13 protein-coding genes and 1 tRNA gene are annotated in these 15,590 nt (G+C 64.9%); 9 read left to right on the forward strand and 5 right to left on the reverse strand.

Going from position 1 to position 15,590, the window contains the following annotated elements; genetic code table 11:
- Positions 1–340 precede the first annotated feature (340 nt).
- Positions 341–781, forward strand: coding sequence for a hypothetical protein (locus tag AC13C7_RS07645; protein ID WP_482867105.1), 441 nt, complete (start codon positions 341–343; stop codon positions 779–781).
- Between the two features lie 328 nt (positions 782–1,109).
- Here the strand turns inward: AC13C7_RS07645 and AC13C7_RS07650 are convergent.
- The 4 genes from AC13C7_RS07650 to AC13C7_RS07665 form a co-directional block, all read right to left on the reverse strand.
- Positions 1,110–1,199: transfer RNA gene (locus AC13C7_RS07650), tRNA-Ser, on the reverse strand.
- A 73-nt stretch (positions 1,200–1,272) separates the two neighbouring features.
- The gene (locus tag AC13C7_RS07655; protein WP_482867106.1) at positions 1,273–2,223 is read right to left on the reverse strand and encodes a glucokinase; all 951 of its coding nucleotides are present in this window, start codon (positions 2,221–2,223) and stop codon (positions 1,273–1,275) included.
- Positions 2,220–3,554: a GH1 family beta-glucosidase gene (locus AC13C7_RS07660; protein WP_482867107.1), complete on the reverse strand. Its 1,335-nt coding sequence runs from the start codon at positions 3,552–3,554 to the stop codon at positions 2,220–2,222. Before AC13C7_RS07660 ends, AC13C7_RS07655 begins: the two co-directional genes overlap by 4 nt.
- 4 nt (positions 3,555–3,558) lie before the next feature.
- The gene (locus tag AC13C7_RS07665) at positions 3,559–4,590 is read right to left on the reverse strand and encodes a substrate-binding domain-containing protein (protein WP_482867108.1); all 1,032 of its coding nucleotides are present in this window, start codon (positions 4,588–4,590) and stop codon (positions 3,559–3,561) included.
- A 262-nt stretch (positions 4,591–4,852) separates the two neighbouring features.
- Between AC13C7_RS07665 and AC13C7_RS07670 the strand changes: the two genes are divergently transcribed.
- The 7 genes from AC13C7_RS07670 (at position 4,853) to AC13C7_RS07700 (ending at position 12,946) form a co-directional block, all read left to right on the forward strand.
- Positions 4,853–6,199, forward strand: a complete 1,347-nt coding sequence (locus AC13C7_RS07670) for an ABC transporter substrate-binding protein (protein ID WP_482867109.1) — start codon at positions 4,853–4,855, stop codon at positions 6,197–6,199.
- A 73-nt stretch (positions 6,200–6,272) separates the two neighbouring features.
- A complete protein-coding gene (locus tag AC13C7_RS07675) occupies positions 6,273–7,250 on the forward strand; it encodes a carbohydrate ABC transporter permease (RefSeq protein WP_482867110.1) in 978 nt (325 codons plus the stop codon).
- Positions 7,250–8,398: a carbohydrate ABC transporter permease gene (locus AC13C7_RS07680; RefSeq protein WP_446120461.1), complete on the forward strand. Its 1,149-nt coding sequence runs from the start codon at positions 7,250–7,252 to the stop codon at positions 8,396–8,398. Before AC13C7_RS07675 ends, AC13C7_RS07680 begins: the two co-directional genes overlap by 1 nt.
- A gap of 16 nt (positions 8,399–8,414) precedes the next feature.
- Entirely contained in the window at positions 8,415–10,058 is a 1,644-nt protein-coding gene (locus AC13C7_RS07685; protein WP_482867111.1) for an alpha-amylase family glycosyl hydrolase, read from the forward strand.
- Between the two features lie 3 nt (positions 10,059–10,061).
- Entirely contained in the window at positions 10,062–11,153 is a 1,092-nt protein-coding gene (locus tag AC13C7_RS07690; RefSeq protein ID WP_482867112.1) for an ABC transporter ATP-binding protein, read from the forward strand.
- A 64-nt stretch (positions 11,154–11,217) separates the two neighbouring features.
- Positions 11,218–11,973, forward strand: a complete 756-nt coding sequence (locus AC13C7_RS07695) for an SDR family NAD(P)-dependent oxidoreductase (protein ID WP_482867113.1) — start codon at positions 11,218–11,220, stop codon at positions 11,971–11,973.
- 25 nt (positions 11,974–11,998) lie between these two features.
- Complete coding sequence (locus tag AC13C7_RS07700) at positions 11,999–12,946, forward strand: 1-phosphofructokinase family hexose kinase (protein WP_482867114.1); 948 nt, start codon at positions 11,999–12,001, stop codon at positions 12,944–12,946.
- A 111-nt stretch (positions 12,947–13,057) separates the two neighbouring features.
- On the opposite strand, the gene mepK is transcribed toward AC13C7_RS07700, so the two are convergent.
- Positions 13,058–13,618, reverse strand: a complete 561-nt coding sequence (gene mepK, locus AC13C7_RS07705) for a peptidoglycan L,D-endopeptidase MepK (RefSeq protein ID WP_482867115.1) — start codon at positions 13,616–13,618, stop codon at positions 13,058–13,060.
- Between the two features lie 353 nt (positions 13,619–13,971).
- On the opposite strand from mepK, the gene AC13C7_RS07710 reads away from it, so the two are divergent.
- Entirely contained in the window at positions 13,972–15,579 is a 1,608-nt protein-coding gene (locus tag AC13C7_RS07710; RefSeq protein WP_482867116.1) for a L,D-transpeptidase family protein, read from the forward strand.
- Positions 15,580–15,590 lie beyond the last annotated feature (11 nt).

The following is a 15,590-nucleotide window of genomic DNA, read 5'->3' on the forward strand; positions in this document are numbered from 1 at the left end:
TGCGACCTTCGCCTTGAATGCAGGGCTGTGGTTCCGTCTGGGTCGTTTGGTCATCTTCGCTCCTTCGTCTCGGCAACGCTGCCGGATCAGGAGCGGAAAATCCACCTAACTCAACTGTTCAGATTTGCCGCGCCACCTCTAAGGGCTGTGGGGACATCTTGGATGAAAGGGCCGTTGTCGCTGCCACGTTAACGAATCCAGCTCACTATCCGCGCATCTTGAAAAACGACCCTGAGACAAAGGAGGCGATTATTCTGCAGTGTGCCTGTAACCATAGAACGGTTTGCAAGGTTTGTGACAGATACGAGTCCTCTACCCAAGCTTTGGCGGAGACCGCGTGATGGATAATTCGTTTGCAGGACAAGACATTAATATCGACGAGCACTTTCGCGAACGTATTGAGGCTGTCGTTCAGCTCCGGGAAGGTCGCTCGGCTTCGGCCGTCCATCAACCGTTCCGGCGAAACGTTGATATCTGGTTCTTTGCAATCATGCTTGCGGTGAAGAAGGGCCTAAAACCGACCGGGCCGTCGGGCAAGACCTACAAGGCGGCTGAGGGTGTCGTTCTAGGGTCAGACCCTTGGCGGCCTACGGCCCTCACGTTGCTCGCGATTGCTGAGAGAGATGATGTAAGTGTGATTGACTCGCCTTCAGAGATGATGCGGATTGCGAATTCCTATGCGCACGCGGGTCTGCCTGAAGTGTTAGCTATGCTTGATCGTCGAGGTGAAGACACCGCACTCGACTACCTTTGCGATGAGGTCGAAGGGCTAGTCGTATGACTTGTTTGGCCATGCCGTGTGGGGCATGGCTTCTCACTATTACGCGGATAACGACAATCGGCCAGGGTTCGAGTGCTGTTCCGTCTCGGGAAACGCGACTTCCGCCGAAATGCTCACGCCTCTCTTCCGAAAATATATTATTTTCAGAGTCTTGCAAGGAATTCATCAAGTCGGCGCAGTCATGAGGTCCGGAGAATATCGGCCGTGAGAGACCGCTTCCGGGCCTAATGGCGACGTGGCCGGTGCTCAGCCCGTCCCGCATAACCCTAGAAAACAACGAGAAGATCCGGCTGGGTCCGGATCAAGAGAACGCTTTCGCGGGGGCAAGTGGCGGAGAGACAGGGATTCGAACCCTGGAGACGGTTTCCCGCCTACACACTTTCCAGGCGTGCGCCTTCGACCACTCGGCCACCTCTCCGTGCCGAAGCGCAATAGCGCAAGGACGTTGCCGGGTGCAAGGGGGCGCGCGCCTTGAGGTGAAAAAATCTGGGCTACCCGGCGGGCAGGTGATCGAGATGCGCTGCGCAGCCCGAGAGGGCGGCGTAATCGTCGGTCACCACCGCGATGCCGAACTGGTCCATGAAGCGGGCAAAGCGGCCCTTGGCGCGGAAGGCGGGGGCGAAATCCAGCTCTTGCAGCCAGGGCGCGATGGCACGGGCCATGCCGCCGACCAGGTAGATGCCGCCAAAGGGCAGATGGATGAGCGCCAGATCCCCCATCACGGTGCCGAGCGCCTGGGTGAAGAGCCGCGCGGTGGCACGGGCCTGTGTGTCGCCTGCCTCCAGCCGGTCCATGATCTCGGTGCTGGTGAGGCGCACGCCGTGCAGGTGCTTGTGAACCGCCACGATGCCGCGGCCCGACAGCGCCTCCTCCACGGCGGCGAAACCGCGCCCGTCGGTCAGGTCGGCGGCCAGGGCGGCCAGCGCATCGGAGGAGCGGGGCAGGGTGATGTGACCGCATTCGGACGGCGGCACGAAGCGACCAGCCCTGGTGTCATAGATCGGCGCCGCGTTGAACCCGGTGCCGAGGCCCACCACCAGCTTGGCCGCCTGGGGCGAGGCCGGGGGCTGCGGCAACAGGCGGATCAGATCGCCCTCGGTCACTTGCCCCACGGCATGGCCCTGCGCCTGAAGGTCGTTCAGCACCGCGAGGTTCGCAGCACCCGTGACCTGGCCCAGATCGGTCCGGTCGATGCGCCAGTCCAGATTGGTCATCTGGCCGACCCCGTCGCGCACCGGGCCCGCCACGGCGACGCAGGCTCCGGTCAGGTTGCCGGGGGCCAGCTCGGCCAGATAGGCCTCCAGCACCGGCGAGAGCCCCGCGAACCCTGCGTTCTTGTAGCGGCGCACGCTGTCCACGCGCACGCTCGCCCCCTCGGCCAGCGCCACGCGGGTGTTGGTGCCGCCGATATCGGCCACGAGGGATAGCGTCGAACTCATCATCCGCCCTTTCGGCGCAAAGCGCGCTCAAGCGCGTGATAGGACGCTTTCGGGGTGCGCTTCAAGCTTTCGAAATCGACATGAACGAGGCCGAAGCGCTTTTCATAGCCCAGGGCCCATTCGTAATTGTCCAGAAGCGACCAGATGATGTAGCCGCGCAGGTCGGCCCCGTCGGCGATGGCGCGGCGGCATTGCGCCAGATGCGCATCGAGATAGGCCAGCCTCTCTGGGTCGTCGATCACGCCCCTTTGCAGCCGGTCGGCATTGGCCATGCCGTTCTCGGTGACATAGATGGGCAGGTCGGGCGCATGGGTATTGGCCACGCGCATGATGAACCGGTAGAGCGCCTCGGGGCAGACCTCCCACCCCATCTGGGTCTTGGGCAGGGGGCCTTGCACCTCTGTCAGACCAGGCCAGGGGCCGGGGGCGGCGGCGATCAGCTTGCGGGTGTAGTAATTCAGGCCGACCCAGTCGAGCGGTTGGGTGATCGTGGCGAAATCGTCCTGCCAGCCTTGCGGCAGATGCGGCTCCAGCCCCTCCAGAACCTCCGCCGGGTAATGCCCCTGAAAGACGCCGCCCAGGAAGAAGCGGTTATAGATCGCATCATAGCGCGCGGCGGCGGCGACATCGGCCGGGTTGTCCGGGTCGGCGGGATCGGCCCATTCCAGGTTGAACACACCGCCCAGGTTTGACAGCCCGAGGCCGCGCATGACCTCGATCGCGCGGCCATGCGCCAGCAACACGTGATGCATGGCGCGCGCGGTGGCGCGGATGTCGCGCATCCCCGGCGCGTGATGGCCGTCGAAATGGCTGAGCCAGCTGACGCACCAGGGCTCATTTATCGGGGCGGCGGACCAGAGGCGGTCGCCGATCCGCCCCATGATGGTTTCGGTGAACTCGGCGAACCAGCTTGCGATATCGCGGTTGCGCCAGCCGCCCCTGTCGGCCAGCGGTTGCGGCAATTCCCAATGGTAGAGCGTCGCGGCGGGCTTCAAGCCGCGTTCCAGCATGCCATCGACCAGCCGGTCGTAGAAATCCAGCCCCTCCGGATTGGGCGTGCCGGTCCCCTCGGGCAAGACCCGCGCCCAAGAGGTCGAGAAGCGGTAGATGTCGACATTGAGGTCGCGCAGAAGGTCCAGATCCTCGGGCCAGCGGGTGTAGTGAGCGCAGGCGCGCGCGCCATCCTCGGCCCGCACGACATTGCCCGGCGTGGCGGCGAAACTGTCCCAATGGGTTGGCCCCGCGCCGCCCATGCCATGCCCCTCGATCTGGTAGGAGGATGTCGCCGCCCCGAAGAGGAAGCCTTCGGGGAAATCGTTACGCGTCCATGTCATGGGGTCACTCCGGTCTTGGCACGGGGCCGGTGGATTGGCCGAGCATCAATTCGGCCTCAAGCAAGGTTTGCAGGGGCGGGCCGCCGGGATCTGCGATCATCTCCAGCAGCAGGGTGCCGGCGATGCGCCCCGCCTCGCGCACCGAGGAACGGGTGGCGGTGAAGATCGGCACGTCGCCGCCATTGCCCAGGTAGCTCAGCGCGTCGTCATGGGTGATCACGCTGATGTCGCGGCCCAGTTTCAGCCCCGCATCCTCGACCGCGCGGCGCACGCCGATGGCCGGGATCATGGAGGAGACCAGGAAGGCCGTGGGGGCGGGATCTCCGGCCAGCATCCGTGCCGCGCTGTCGTGGCCGTAATGCTCGGTCATCTCGTCGCTGCTCATCCAGTCGGGGTTCACCTCCAGCCCGCGCGCGCGCAACGTCATCTCGACGCCTTCGCGGCGGCGGCGGGCGAAATCCATGTCCTCCAGCCCGTTGATCAGCGCGATGCGCCGGTGCCCGAGATCGCAGAGCAGTTCGGTCGCGCGGGCAAAGGCGCGGCGGTTGTTGACATCGACCCAGGAGAAATCGGCGGGCGCGTCCGAGGCGCGGCCATGCACCACGAAGGGCAGGCCGATCTCTTTCAGCAACGCGATGCGCGGATCGTCGGCGCGGGGGCCGTGAATGACGATGCCATCGACCGATTGCCGCCGGGCCAGCGCGCGATAGGCGCTGTCCTCCATGTCGTCGGGCACGATCGACAGCATCATGTCGAACCCGGCCTTGGCATAGGCTTCGCCCGCGCCCGAGATGAAATCCGAGAAGATCGGGTTCATCATCTCGTGCCGGGTCGAGACCGGGATCACATGCCCGATCATCATCGAACGGCCCGTGGCCAGGCTGCGGGCGCGGGTGTTGGGGCGGTAATTGTGCCGCGCGGCGGCGGCATGGACGCGCGCGCGGGTGGCCTCGCTGACCTCCGGGTAGCCGTTCATGGCCCGGCTGACCGTCGTTTGCGACAGTCCGAGCGTCTCGGCCAGTTGTTTGAGGTTCATCGCCAAAGGGGCACCAAAGCGCTTTCAATATTTGCAGAAGCTAGACCGGAACCTTTGTGCCTGTCAAAGGGGGAGTTGCGTTTGGAATGCTGCGCCTGCGAAGGGAGTGCCTGTTTTTATTGGTCCGTGGCAACATGCCCAATTGACAGGCAGACGATTCTGCGAGACTGTGCAGCCAGTCAAAGCGCTTTGGTAATCTTTGTAAATGCCGGGTGCATCCAGACAAGACAGGCCCGATTGGGCCGACAACCGGGAGGGAATCATGAAGACATCGCTATACGCAGGCGTGGCAGGCATCGCGCTGCTGGCAGCCGGGGCCGCCAATGCCGAGGGACACCTGATGTTCGCGCCGGGCGAGGGCGCGTTCAGCTGGGACAGTTTCGAGGCCTTCGCCGCGGACAATGACCTGAGCGGTCAGACGCTCAGCATCACCGGCCCCTGGACCGGTGCCGATGCCGACCTGATGAACAGCGTCGCCGCCTATTTCGAGGAGGCGACCGGCGCCACCGTGAACTATTCCGGTTCGGACAGTTTCGAGCAGGACATCGTGATCTCGATTCAGGCCAACAGCCCGCCCAATATCGCGGTGTTCCCGCAGCCGGGCCTGGCCTCGGACATGGCCGGACGCGGCGCGCTGACGCCCTTGCCCGAGGGCACCGCCGACTGGATCCGCGAAAACTACGCCGCCGGACAATCCTGGGTCGACCTGGGCACCTATGCCAACGAGGACGGCGAGGAGGAGCTGTTCGGCTTTTTCTACAAGGTCGATCTGAAATCGCTGGTCTGGTATTCGCCCGAGGCTTTCGACGAGATGGGCTATGAGGTGCCCGAAACCATGGAAGAGCTGCGCGCGCTCTCCGACCAGATCGTCGCCGATGGCGAAACGCCCTGGTGCATCGGCCTGGGATCGGGCGCCGCGACCGGCTGGCCCGCGACCGACTGGGTCGAGGACATGATGCTGCGCACGCAGCCGCCCGAGGTCTATGACCAATGGGTCGCCAACGAGATTCCCTTCGACGACGAGCGTGTCGTCGGCGCGATCGAGGCCTTCGGCGAGTTCGCCCGCAACGAGGATTACGTGAGCGGCGGATCGCAGGCCGTGGCCACGACCGATTTCCGCGACAGCCCCGCGGGCCTCTTCACCTTCCCGGCGGAATGCTACATGCACCGTCAGGCCAGCTTCATCCCGACCTTCTTCCCGGAAGACGCGGATGCGGATTTCTTCTACTTCCCGGCCTCGGAAGAGGCGGGTCTTGGCAGCCCGGTCCTAGGCGCGGGCACGCTCTGGGCGATCACCGATCCGTCCGATGCGGCCAATGTGTGGATGGAATTCCTGCAAACCCCCATCGCGCATGAGGTCTGGATGGCGCAATCGGGCTTCCTGACGCCCTATGGCGACGCGAACGCCGAGGTCTTCGCCTCGGATGCACAGCGCGCCATGAACGAGATCCTTCTGAACGCCACCACCTTCCGGTTCGACGCCTCGGACCTGATGCCCGGTGAGATCGGCGCGGGCGCGTTCTGGACCGGCATGGTCGATTACGTCACCGGCGCGGATGCCGCGGATGTGGCGGCGTCGATCCAGGACCGCTGGGACTCGATCCAGTAAACACCGAGATCCCGGCCCGCCATGCGCGCGGACCGGGACCATACGGCCAACTCAAGGGGGGAGGGGCACGGTCATGTCACCGCTGGTGCAAGGTGCAATCACGATCTTCGTCGGTGTGTTCGGGTGTGTCGGCTATTTCTATGCCGCGAACCTGCTGCTCGATAAGGTCATCTATCCCGCCAAGGGCCCCAATATCGGGCGCAACATCAACCGGGCCAACGCGATCCGGCCCTGGCTGTTCCTGCTGCCCGCCATCCTGGCGCTGTCGATCTACCTGGTCTATCCGGTCATCGGCAGCCTGATCCGGTCGATGTATAACCGGGCCGGAAGCGAGTTCATCGGGCTTGGCAACTACACCTCGCTTGCGGGCGACCCCGAGTTCCAGACCGCGCTGATCAACAACGCGCTCTGGGCGCTTGTCGTGCCCGCCGCCGCCACCTTTTTCGGCCTCGTGGTGGCGCAGCTGACCGATCGCCTGTCCTGGGGCAACATCGCCAAGTCGCTGATCTTCATGCCGATGGCGATCTCCTTTGTGGGCGCCTCGCTGATCTGGAAATTCGTCTACGCGGGCGATCCCGATATCGGCATCATCAACGCGATCCGCGACGGCATGGGGCTCGATCCGCTCGATCCGCTGCAACTGCCGTTCTGGAACAACTTCTTTCTCATGGTGATCCTGGTCTGGATCCAGACAGGCTTTGCCATGGTGATCCTCTCTGCCGCCCTGCGCGGCGTGCCCGAGGACACGATCGAGGCCGCGATCATCGACGGGGCGGGGCCGTTCCGCGTCTTCTTCCGCATCAAGGTGCCGCAGATCATGGGCACCATCGTCGTGGTCTGGACCACGATCACCATCCTCGTGCTCAAGGTCTTCGACATCGTCTACACCATGACGGGCGGCAATTTCGGTACCGAGATCCTGCCAAGCTACATGATGAGCTTCATGTTCCGCGATGACGGGCGGGCGACCGCCGTGGCCGTGGTGATCATGATCGTCGTCCTGCCGGTGATGATCTGGAACATCCGCCAGGCCCAGAAGGAGATGCGCTGATGGACAATATCGCCGGACAGAACAACGCGCTGAAATGGGCGGTCAATATCTCGGTCCTGATCCTGGTCATCGCCTGGCTGATCCCGACCGTGGGGCTGTTCGTCTCGTCCTTCCGCGACCGCGACCAGATCACCGCCTCGGGCTGGTGGGTGGCGCCGTTCTCGGTCGAGCTGACCTACCGCACGCGCGGCGATGCCGACCCCCGCCAGGAGGGCGACCTCTGGATCGTCGAGGGCAACATCTTCGAGAGCGCGGAAGTGGCCGCGGAGTTCACCAGCGGTGAGGCGCAGATCACCGGTTTCGGTATCCTTGGCCGTGAACCGGCGGCCTATGCGCCGGGCGAAGAGGTCGAAACCCGCGATGGCGGGATGCTGACGGTCAACGCCGATGGCAGCTATGTCTATACCTCCGATGAGGATCCGGGCAGCGGCCCGCGCGTCTATTTCGCGGCCGAGACGCCGCCCAATTTCACCTTGGACAATTACCGCACCATCCTGACCTCGGACGGGATGGACCGGGCCTTCATCAACACGCTGACGGTGACGATCCCGGCCACCATCATCCCGATCCTGATCGCGGCCTTCGCGGCCTATGCGCTGGCCTGGATGGATTTCCCCGGTCGCGGGCTGCTGATCGCCTGTGTCGTCGGCCTGCTGGTCGTGCCCCTGCAACTGGCGCTTGTGCCGCTTTTGAACCTGCACAACCAGATCGGCATCGGGCAGAGTTTCGTCGGCATCTGGCTGGCCCATACCGGGTTCGGCCTGCCGCTGGCGGTCTATCTGCTCAGAAACTACATGGTCGGCCTGCCACGCGACATCATCGAAAGCGCCAAGGTCGATGGAGCCACGGATTTCCAGATATTCCTCAAGATCATCCTGCCGCTGTCCTTCCCGGCACTTGCCAGCTTCGCCATCTTCCAGTTCCTGTGGACCTGGAACGACCTGCTGGTCGCCAAGGTGTTCCTGCCGTCCGATGAGGCCAGCCGCGTGATGACCGTCACCATCGCCGATGACCTCCTGGGCAGCCGCGGCGGCGATTGGGGGATCCTGGCCACGGCGGCCTTCGTCTCGATCGCGGTGCCGCTCTTGGTCTTCTTCACAATGCAACGCTATCTCGTGCGCGGCCTCCTGGCCGGCTCGGTCAAGTAAACAAGGCAGTTACGTAATGAACCTCATGCAGGATATGTCCCGCAAGGATGTCCACGCCCCCGATCAGGACTGGTGGCGCGGGGCGGTGATCTACCAGATCTACCCCCGCAGCTTCCAGGACAGCAATGGCGACGGGATCGGCGACCTCAGCGGCATCATCCACCGGCTGGACCATGTCGCCAGCCTCGGCGTCGATGCGATCTGGATCTCGCCCTTCTTCCGCTCGCCGATGCTGGATTTCGGCTATGACGTCTCCGATTACCGCGATGTCGATCCGATGTTCGGGTCTTTGGGCGATTTCGACGCGCTGATCGCGCGGGCGCATGAGCTTGGGATCAAGGTGCTGATCGACCTCGTCCTGAGCCATTCGTCGGACCAGCATGCCTGGTTCCAGGAAAGCCGCCAGAGCCGCGAGAATGCCCGCGCCGATTGGTATGTCTGGGCCGATGCCAAACCCGACGGCACGCCGCCCAACAACTGGCTGTCGATCTTCGGCGGCTCGGCCTGGGAATGGGATGGCGAGCGGATGCAGTATTACCTGCACAACTTCCTGACCTCGCAGCCCGACCTGAACCTGCATAACCCGGATGTGCAGGATGCGCTGCTGGATGTGGCGCGGTTCTGGCTGGAGCGGGGCGTCGATGGCTTCCGCCTCGACACGATCAATTTCTACTTCCACGACAAGGAGTTGCGCGACAACCCGGCGCTGGACCCCGATCAGCGCAACGCCACTATCGCGCCTGAAGTGAACCCCTATAACTGGCAAGATCACCTCTACGACAAGAACCAGCCCGAAAACCTGGCCTTCCTCAAGCGCTTCCGCGCGGTGCTGGACGAGTTCTCCGCCGTCGCCGTGGGCGAGGTCGGCGATGCGCAGCGGGGCCAGGAAATCCAGGCCGCCTATACCTCGGGCAATGACAAGGTGCAGATGTGCTACAGCTTCGATTTCCTGTCCGGCGTCTCCCCCACGGCGGACCGCGTCGGCGGGGTGTTGAGGGAGTTCGAGGCCGGCGTCGGCGACGGATGGGCCTGTTGGGCCTTCTCCAACCATGACGTGATCCGCCACGCGACGCGCTGGCAACTGTCCGATGCGGCCTACCGGACCTACGCCGCGCTGCTGCTCAGCCTGCGCGGCTCGGTCTGCCTCTACCAGGGCGAGGAACTGGGGCTGAGCGAGGCCTATGTCGCCTATGAGGATCTGCAAGATCCCTACGGCATAAGGTTCTGGCCCAAGTTCAAGGGCCGCGACGGCTGCCGCACGCCGATGCCCTGGGTGGCCGATAACCGCAATGCCGGGTTCTCGGATGGCAAGCCGTGGCTGCCCATCGCGATGGAACATGTGGCGCGCGCCGTCTCGGTGCAGAACGCGCAGCCCGACGCGATGCTGGACTTTTACCGCCGGATGATCGCGTTTCGCGGACGTTACCCGGCGCTGGCCAAGGGGGATTTCACCCTGATCCGTGCCGAGGAGGGCGTCGTGATCTTCGCCCGGTCCCATGACGGCCAGCGCCTGCTCTGCGCCTTCAACCTGAGCGATGCGGGTCAGGACATCGCCCTGCCGGATGGCAACTGGACCCTGTGCGAGGATGCCCCCTTCGCAACCCCCGACGCGCAGCATATCGGGCCCTGGCAGGCCCTGTTCGCCCATGAGGAGACCTGAAATATGGCCGATCTGATCCTGAAAGATGTCGCCAAATCCTATGGCGATGTGAATGTCCTGAACGACATCAATCTCGACATCAAGACGGGCGAGCTGATCGTCTTCGTGGGCCCCTCGGGCTGCGGCAAGTCCACGCTTCTGCGCATGGTGGCGGGGCTGGAGAAGATCTCGGGTGGGACTTTCACCATCGACGGGCAGGTGATGAACGACGTGCCCCCCTCGCAGCGCGGCATCGCCATGGTGTTCCAGACCTACGCGCTTTATCCGCATATGACGGTGCGCGACAACATGGCCTTCGCGCTGAACATCGCGGGCAAGTCCAAGGCCGAAATCGACGAGGCCGTCAATGGCGCGGCCGAAAAGCTGCAATTGAAGGAATACCTTGACCGCCTGCCCAAGGCGCTGTCGGGCGGGCAGCGTCAGCGGGTGGCCATTGGCCGTGCCATCGTGCGCGACCCCAAGGTCTATCTCTTCGATGAGCCGCTCTCGAACCTCGACGCGGCCCTGCGCGTGGCGACCCGGATCGAGATCGCGCAGCTGAAGGAGCAGATGCCCGACTCGACCATGATCTACGTGACGCATGACCAGGTCGAGGCGATGACGCTGGCCAGCCGCATCGTGGTGCTGGCCAACAAGGGCATCGCCCAGGTCGGCACGCCGCTGGAGCTTTACGAGCGGCCCAACAGCGAGTTCGTGGCGCAATTCATCGGCAGCCCGCAGATGAACCTGCTGGCGGGCGAGATCGTCGAGACCGGCGCGCAGACGCGGGTGCAGACGGATCAGGGCGGCGGCACGATCCTGTCTGATTACCCGTCGAACGCTGATGATCAGGGCGCGCGGGTGCGGGTCGGCATCCGGCCCGAGGATATGGTCGTCACCGACAGCGCCGATTTCGCCTATGAGGGCAAGGTCGCCATCACGGAAGCCCTGGGCGAGGTGACGCTTCTGTATTTCGAGGCCGCGACCGGCCAGGATCCGGTGATCGGCAAGCGCCCCGGCGTGCATTCCGACGACCGCCACAAGACCCTGCGCATGTCGGCGCCGCCGGAAAAGGTGCATGTTTTCCGCGACGGTGTCTCGCTGCACTATCGCTGAGGATTTGACCGGATCGCCCGCGCCTGATAACTGAACGCATGTTCAATTCAAGGGGGATGGCGTGATGGATATTTCGACGGCGAAACTGATCGTGACAGGCGGGGCCAGCGGGCTTGGCGAGGCGACGGCGCGCTACCTGGCGGGGGCGGGGGCGCAGGTTGCCCTGTTCGACCGCGACGCCGACAAGGGGCAGGCGGTGGCCGACGCGATCGGGGGCGGGTTCACCCTTGTCGATGTGACCTCGGAGGAAAGCGTCGCGGAGGGCGTGGCCCAGGCCTCGGCCAAGATGGGCGGCATCACCGGCGTCGTCAATTGCGCGGGGATCGTGACCGGGGCCAAGACGGTCGGCTCCAGGGGGCCGTTCCCATTGGCCGATTTCCAGCGCACCATCGACATCAACCTGGTCGGCGCCTTCAATGTCGCGCGGCTGGCCGCGGCCGAGATGGCCAGGAACGATCCCAACGCCGATGGCGAACGCGGCGTCATCGTCAACACGGCCTCCATCGCGGCCTATGACGGGCAGAAGGGGCAGGCGGCCTATGCCTCCTCCAAGGCCGGGGTGGCGGGGCTGTCCCTGCCGGTGGCGCGCGACCTCGCCTCGCTTGGCATTCGCTGCATGGCCATCGCGCCGGGCCTGTTCCTGACCCCGATGCTGGAAAGCCTGGGGCAGGAGATGATGGACACTCTGGCCGCCGACGTGGTCTTTCCCCGCCGCCTCGGCGATCCGCAGGAGTTCGCCCGCACGGTCCGTTTCATCATCGAAATGGCCTATCTGAACGGCGAGACGATCCGGCTGGATGGGGGCCTGCGCCTGCCCTAGATTGTGGCGTGAAAAGGGGGCTGACATGCGCGAGATCCTGACGATAACGCTGAACCCGGCGGTGGACCTGGACAGTTCCGCAGCCGAGGTGGAACCGGGGCCCAAACTGCGCTGTGACGCCCCCCGGACGGACCCCGGCGGCGGCGGCATCAATATCAGCCGCGCCCTGGCCGAGCTTGGCGGGACCAGCGTGGCGCTGGTGGCCGTGGGCGGTGCGGCGGGCGAGACCTTGCGGGGGTTGCTGGACCGTGAGGGGGTGACGGCGCGCTGCGTCGCGGCCCCCGGTGACACGCGCCAGAATCTCTCCGTCACCGACCGCAGCAGCGGCGCGCAATACCGCTTTGTCTTTCCCGGCCCGGAGTGGCGGCAAGATGACCTGGCCCGCGCGCAGGATGAGATCGCGGCTTCCCTGCCGTCCGGTGGGCTGGCGATCCTGTCTGGCAGCCAGCCGGAGGGGTTTCCCGACGATTTCGCCGCCTGGCTGGTGGCGATCGCGGAGGCGCAGGGGGCGGGCGTGATCCTCGACAGTTCCGGCCCGGCGCTGGCCGCCATCGCGCAAGGGCGCATCCAGGGGCTGGAGCTGCTGCGGCTCGATCATGCCGAGGCCGAGGAGCTTGCCGGACGCGACCTTCCCGACAGCGCCGCCAGCGCGGACCTTGCCGCCGATCTGGTTGCGCGGCGCGTGGCGCGCATGGTGGTGCTGGCGCGCGGGGCCGAGGGGTCGGTGCTGGTCACGGGTGCGGGGCGCTGGTTCTGCACCGCGGCCCGGGTGCCGGTGCGCTCCAGGACCGGGGCGGGCGACAGTTTCGTGGCCGGCTTCGCGGGCGCCCTGGCGCGGGGTGACGCCCCCGAGATCGCCCTGCAACACGGCGTGGCCGCGGCAAGTGCCGCGGTGATGACCGAGGCGACCGCGCTGTGCCGCCGTTCGGATGCCGAGGCGTTGATGGATGATTGCCCTGTCCGCGCGCTTTGACCCGCACATGAAAAAACCGGCCGTCATGGGCCGGTTTCGTGTCTCGCGGTTCGGGTGCCGGTCGGGGGCAGACGGGTTCAGCCGCCTCCACAACAGGATCACCCGTGCAGCTTAGCCGCCCCAGCTGCGGACCGGGCCGCAATCCATATGGGTGAAGTTCGATCCGGAATAGCGCCCGACGCCCCCTGCCGACCAGGTTTGCGCCGCGCGGGCGACCTGGCTGACCGAGCGTCCGGCGACGCGCAGATCCGCCGCCTGGCCCTGCATGTGCAGCGACCGGCGCGCCACGCCCGAAGACCGGGCCCGAAGCATCGCGTTGGTCTCGGGCGAGCGGTAGCCCGACAACAGCATGTAGGGTTCGTTCGTCTCCAGCAGTTTGTGCGACGCGCTCATGATGTCCAGCGTACGCGGATCGATGTCATGCACCTGATCCGTGCGCCAGTCGCGCATGAAATAGTTGATCTCCTGAATTGCCGGGCGGATGTAGTCGCCCTCGATCCAGTAGACCATGTCCACAGTCTCGCCGGTGCGCCCGGAATGCATCTTCAATCGGCGGATATCACCTGCGCCCCGCAGGATGCCGAATGCGTTGGCCGTAAACGGCGCAGCCGCCACGGTCGTCGCTGCAAAGGCACCAAGAAGTGCCCGCCGCGTCATCGTCGGTTTCGTCATGTCTTTTAAAGCCCCGTCCTTCGTACCCGTTTCAAAATCACAAATTACCGTTGAATTCGGTTTTATTTGTGTCCATCCCCAAGTGTGGGTTTACTGACACATTCGGGAGATTTTTGATAGTCTTAGGGCGGCACTTTCTGCCGATCCGGGCCTGGTCGGCAGAATCTTGCCAAAAAGGACCATGATCCGATGGGCTTGGCCGATTTCCCGGCGCGCGATGAGGGCGGTTTTCCTGCCATGATTTCGGCAGTTTAGCGCGCCTGCGTTTCAAAAACGTGAATAGACAGGCGGGGGGGCGTCTGGCAGGGTTCATGCCTATAAATGACGGACCTCTTTACGCGCACAGGTGATCCATGACCTTTTTCAGCTTCCGCCGACTGCCGCTTTCGCTGCTGGCCCTCGCCCTCACACTGACCCTTCTGATTCCGGCCCCGGCCTCGGCGCTGGTCACGGCCTTCCGCCAGGCCATTGCGGAAGGCGTTGCCGCCGAGGACGGGCTGGCCGAGTTCTACCGCGGGCGCGCGTTCGAGCCGATCTGGACCCGGACCGAGGATGCCGACCGGCGCAACGCGCTTCTGACCGCGCTGGAGGGGGCCGCCGATCACGGGCTGCCGGTGTCGCGCTATGACCCCGACACGCTGCGCGCGGCCTTCATGGATGCCGACAACGCCTATGCGCGGGGCCAGGCCGAGATCCTGGCCTCGACCATGTTCCTGGCCTATGCCCGCGACGTGCAGTCCGGGATGCTGGAGCCCGGCGATATCATCCCCGTCATCGCGCGCGAGCTTCCGCGCCGCGACCCCACCGATCTGCTGACCGGTCTCATGCAGGGCGATCCGCATGATTTCATGCGCGCATTGCCGCCCGCGCATCCCGAATATGTCAACCTGCAACGCCGCATGATGGAAATGGAGCGCGTGATCGGCAATGGCGGGTGGGGCGAACCCGTGCGCGGCGGCCGACTGGAGCTTGGCGCGCGCGGTCCTGCCGTGGTTGCCCTGCGCGACCGCCTGATCGCGATGGGCTACATGGATCGCTCGGCCACCGCCGTCTATGACGCGGAACTGCAGGCGGCGGTCCAGCTTTTCCAGGTGCGCCACGGGCTGGAGGCCGATGGCGTCGCCGGGACCGGCACGCTCGAGGAAATCAACGTGGCGCCCGAACAGCGCCTGCGCCAGATCATCCTGGGCATGGAACGTCAGCGCTGGCTGAACTGGGAAGACCCGAACCGGGGCGACCGGCATATCCTGGTCAACATCCCCGATTTCCACGCCTTTGTGATCGACGATGAAGAGGTGAGCTTTTCCACCCGCGTCGTCGTCGGTGCCAGCCCCGAGGATCGTGCCACGCCCGAGTTCTCGGACGTCATGGAGCACATGGTCATCAATCCGAGCTGGTATGTTCCGCGCTCGATCACGGTGAATGAATACCTGCCGCAGATGCAGGCCAATCCCGGCGGCGCGGCGCAAATGGAGCTGATGCGCGGCGGTCGTCCGGTCAGCCGCACGGGCATCGACTTCACGCAATATACTCGGCGCAACTTCCCCTTCGACCTGCGCCAGCCGCCGGGGCCGAACAACGCGCTTGGCCGGGTCAAGTTCATGTTCCCGAACCGGCACAACATCTACCTGCACGACACACCGACGCGCAGCCTGTTCGAGCGCGAAAGCCGCGCCTTCAGCCATGGCTGCGTGCGCGTGCAGCGCCCACTGGAACTGGCCTATCACCTGCTGGCGCGTCAGGAGGCGTCGCCGCAGAGCTATTTCGACGGCATCCTGAGCACCGGCCAGGAAACGCAGGTCGATCTGGCCACGCAGATTCCGGTGCATATCGTCTACTGGACCAGCTTTGTGGACCAAGATGGCGCGCTGCATTTCCGCCGCGACGTCTATGACCGCGACGCGCGTCTGTGGCGCGCGATGGAAGAGGCCGGGGTGGAACTCCGCTCGGTCTCAAGCTAAAGCTCTGCCCG

Source organism: Alterinioella sp. B-7, assembly GCF_056857775.1.

What these genes read in the sequence shown, in the direction of transcription:
- AC13C7_RS07655 (WP_482867106.1), bottom strand. Translation starts at nt 2,223, where the DNA reads ATGATGAGTTCGACGCTATCCCTCGTGGCCGATATCGGCGGCACCAAC.
- AC13C7_RS07665 (WP_482867108.1), bottom strand. Translation starts at nt 4,590, where the DNA reads ATGAACCTCAAACAACTGGCCGAGACGCTCGGACTGTCGCAAACGACG.
- AC13C7_RS07645 (WP_482867105.1), top strand. Translation starts at nt 341, where the DNA reads ATGGATAATTCGTTTGCAGGACAAGACATTAATATCGACGAGCACTTT.
- AC13C7_RS07685 (WP_482867111.1), top strand. Translation starts at nt 8,415, where the DNA reads ATGAACCTCATGCAGGATATGTCCCGCAAGGATGTCCACGCCCCCGAT.
- AC13C7_RS07660 (WP_482867107.1), bottom strand. Translation starts at nt 3,554, where the DNA reads ATGACATGGACGCGTAACGATTTCCCCGAAGGCTTCCTCTTCGGGGCG.
- mepK (WP_482867115.1), bottom strand. Translation starts at nt 13,618, where the DNA reads ATGACGAAACCGACGATGACGCGGCGGGCACTTCTTGGTGCCTTTGCA.
- AC13C7_RS07700 (WP_482867114.1), top strand. Translation starts at nt 11,999, where the DNA reads ATGCGCGAGATCCTGACGATAACGCTGAACCCGGCGGTGGACCTGGAC.
- AC13C7_RS07695 (WP_482867113.1), top strand. Translation starts at nt 11,218, where the DNA reads ATGGATATTTCGACGGCGAAACTGATCGTGACAGGCGGGGCCAGCGGG.
- AC13C7_RS07675 (WP_482867110.1), top strand. Translation starts at nt 6,273, where the DNA reads ATGTCACCGCTGGTGCAAGGTGCAATCACGATCTTCGTCGGTGTGTTC.
- AC13C7_RS07690 (WP_482867112.1), top strand. Translation starts at nt 10,062, where the DNA reads ATGGCCGATCTGATCCTGAAAGATGTCGCCAAATCCTATGGCGATGTG.
- AC13C7_RS07680 (WP_446120461.1), top strand. Translation starts at nt 7,250, where the DNA reads ATGGACAATATCGCCGGACAGAACAACGCGCTGAAATGGGCGGTCAAT.
- AC13C7_RS07670 (WP_482867109.1), top strand. Translation starts at nt 4,853, where the DNA reads ATGAAGACATCGCTATACGCAGGCGTGGCAGGCATCGCGCTGCTGGCA.
- AC13C7_RS07710 (WP_482867116.1), top strand. Translation starts at nt 13,972, where the DNA reads ATGACCTTTTTCAGCTTCCGCCGACTGCCGCTTTCGCTGCTGGCCCTC.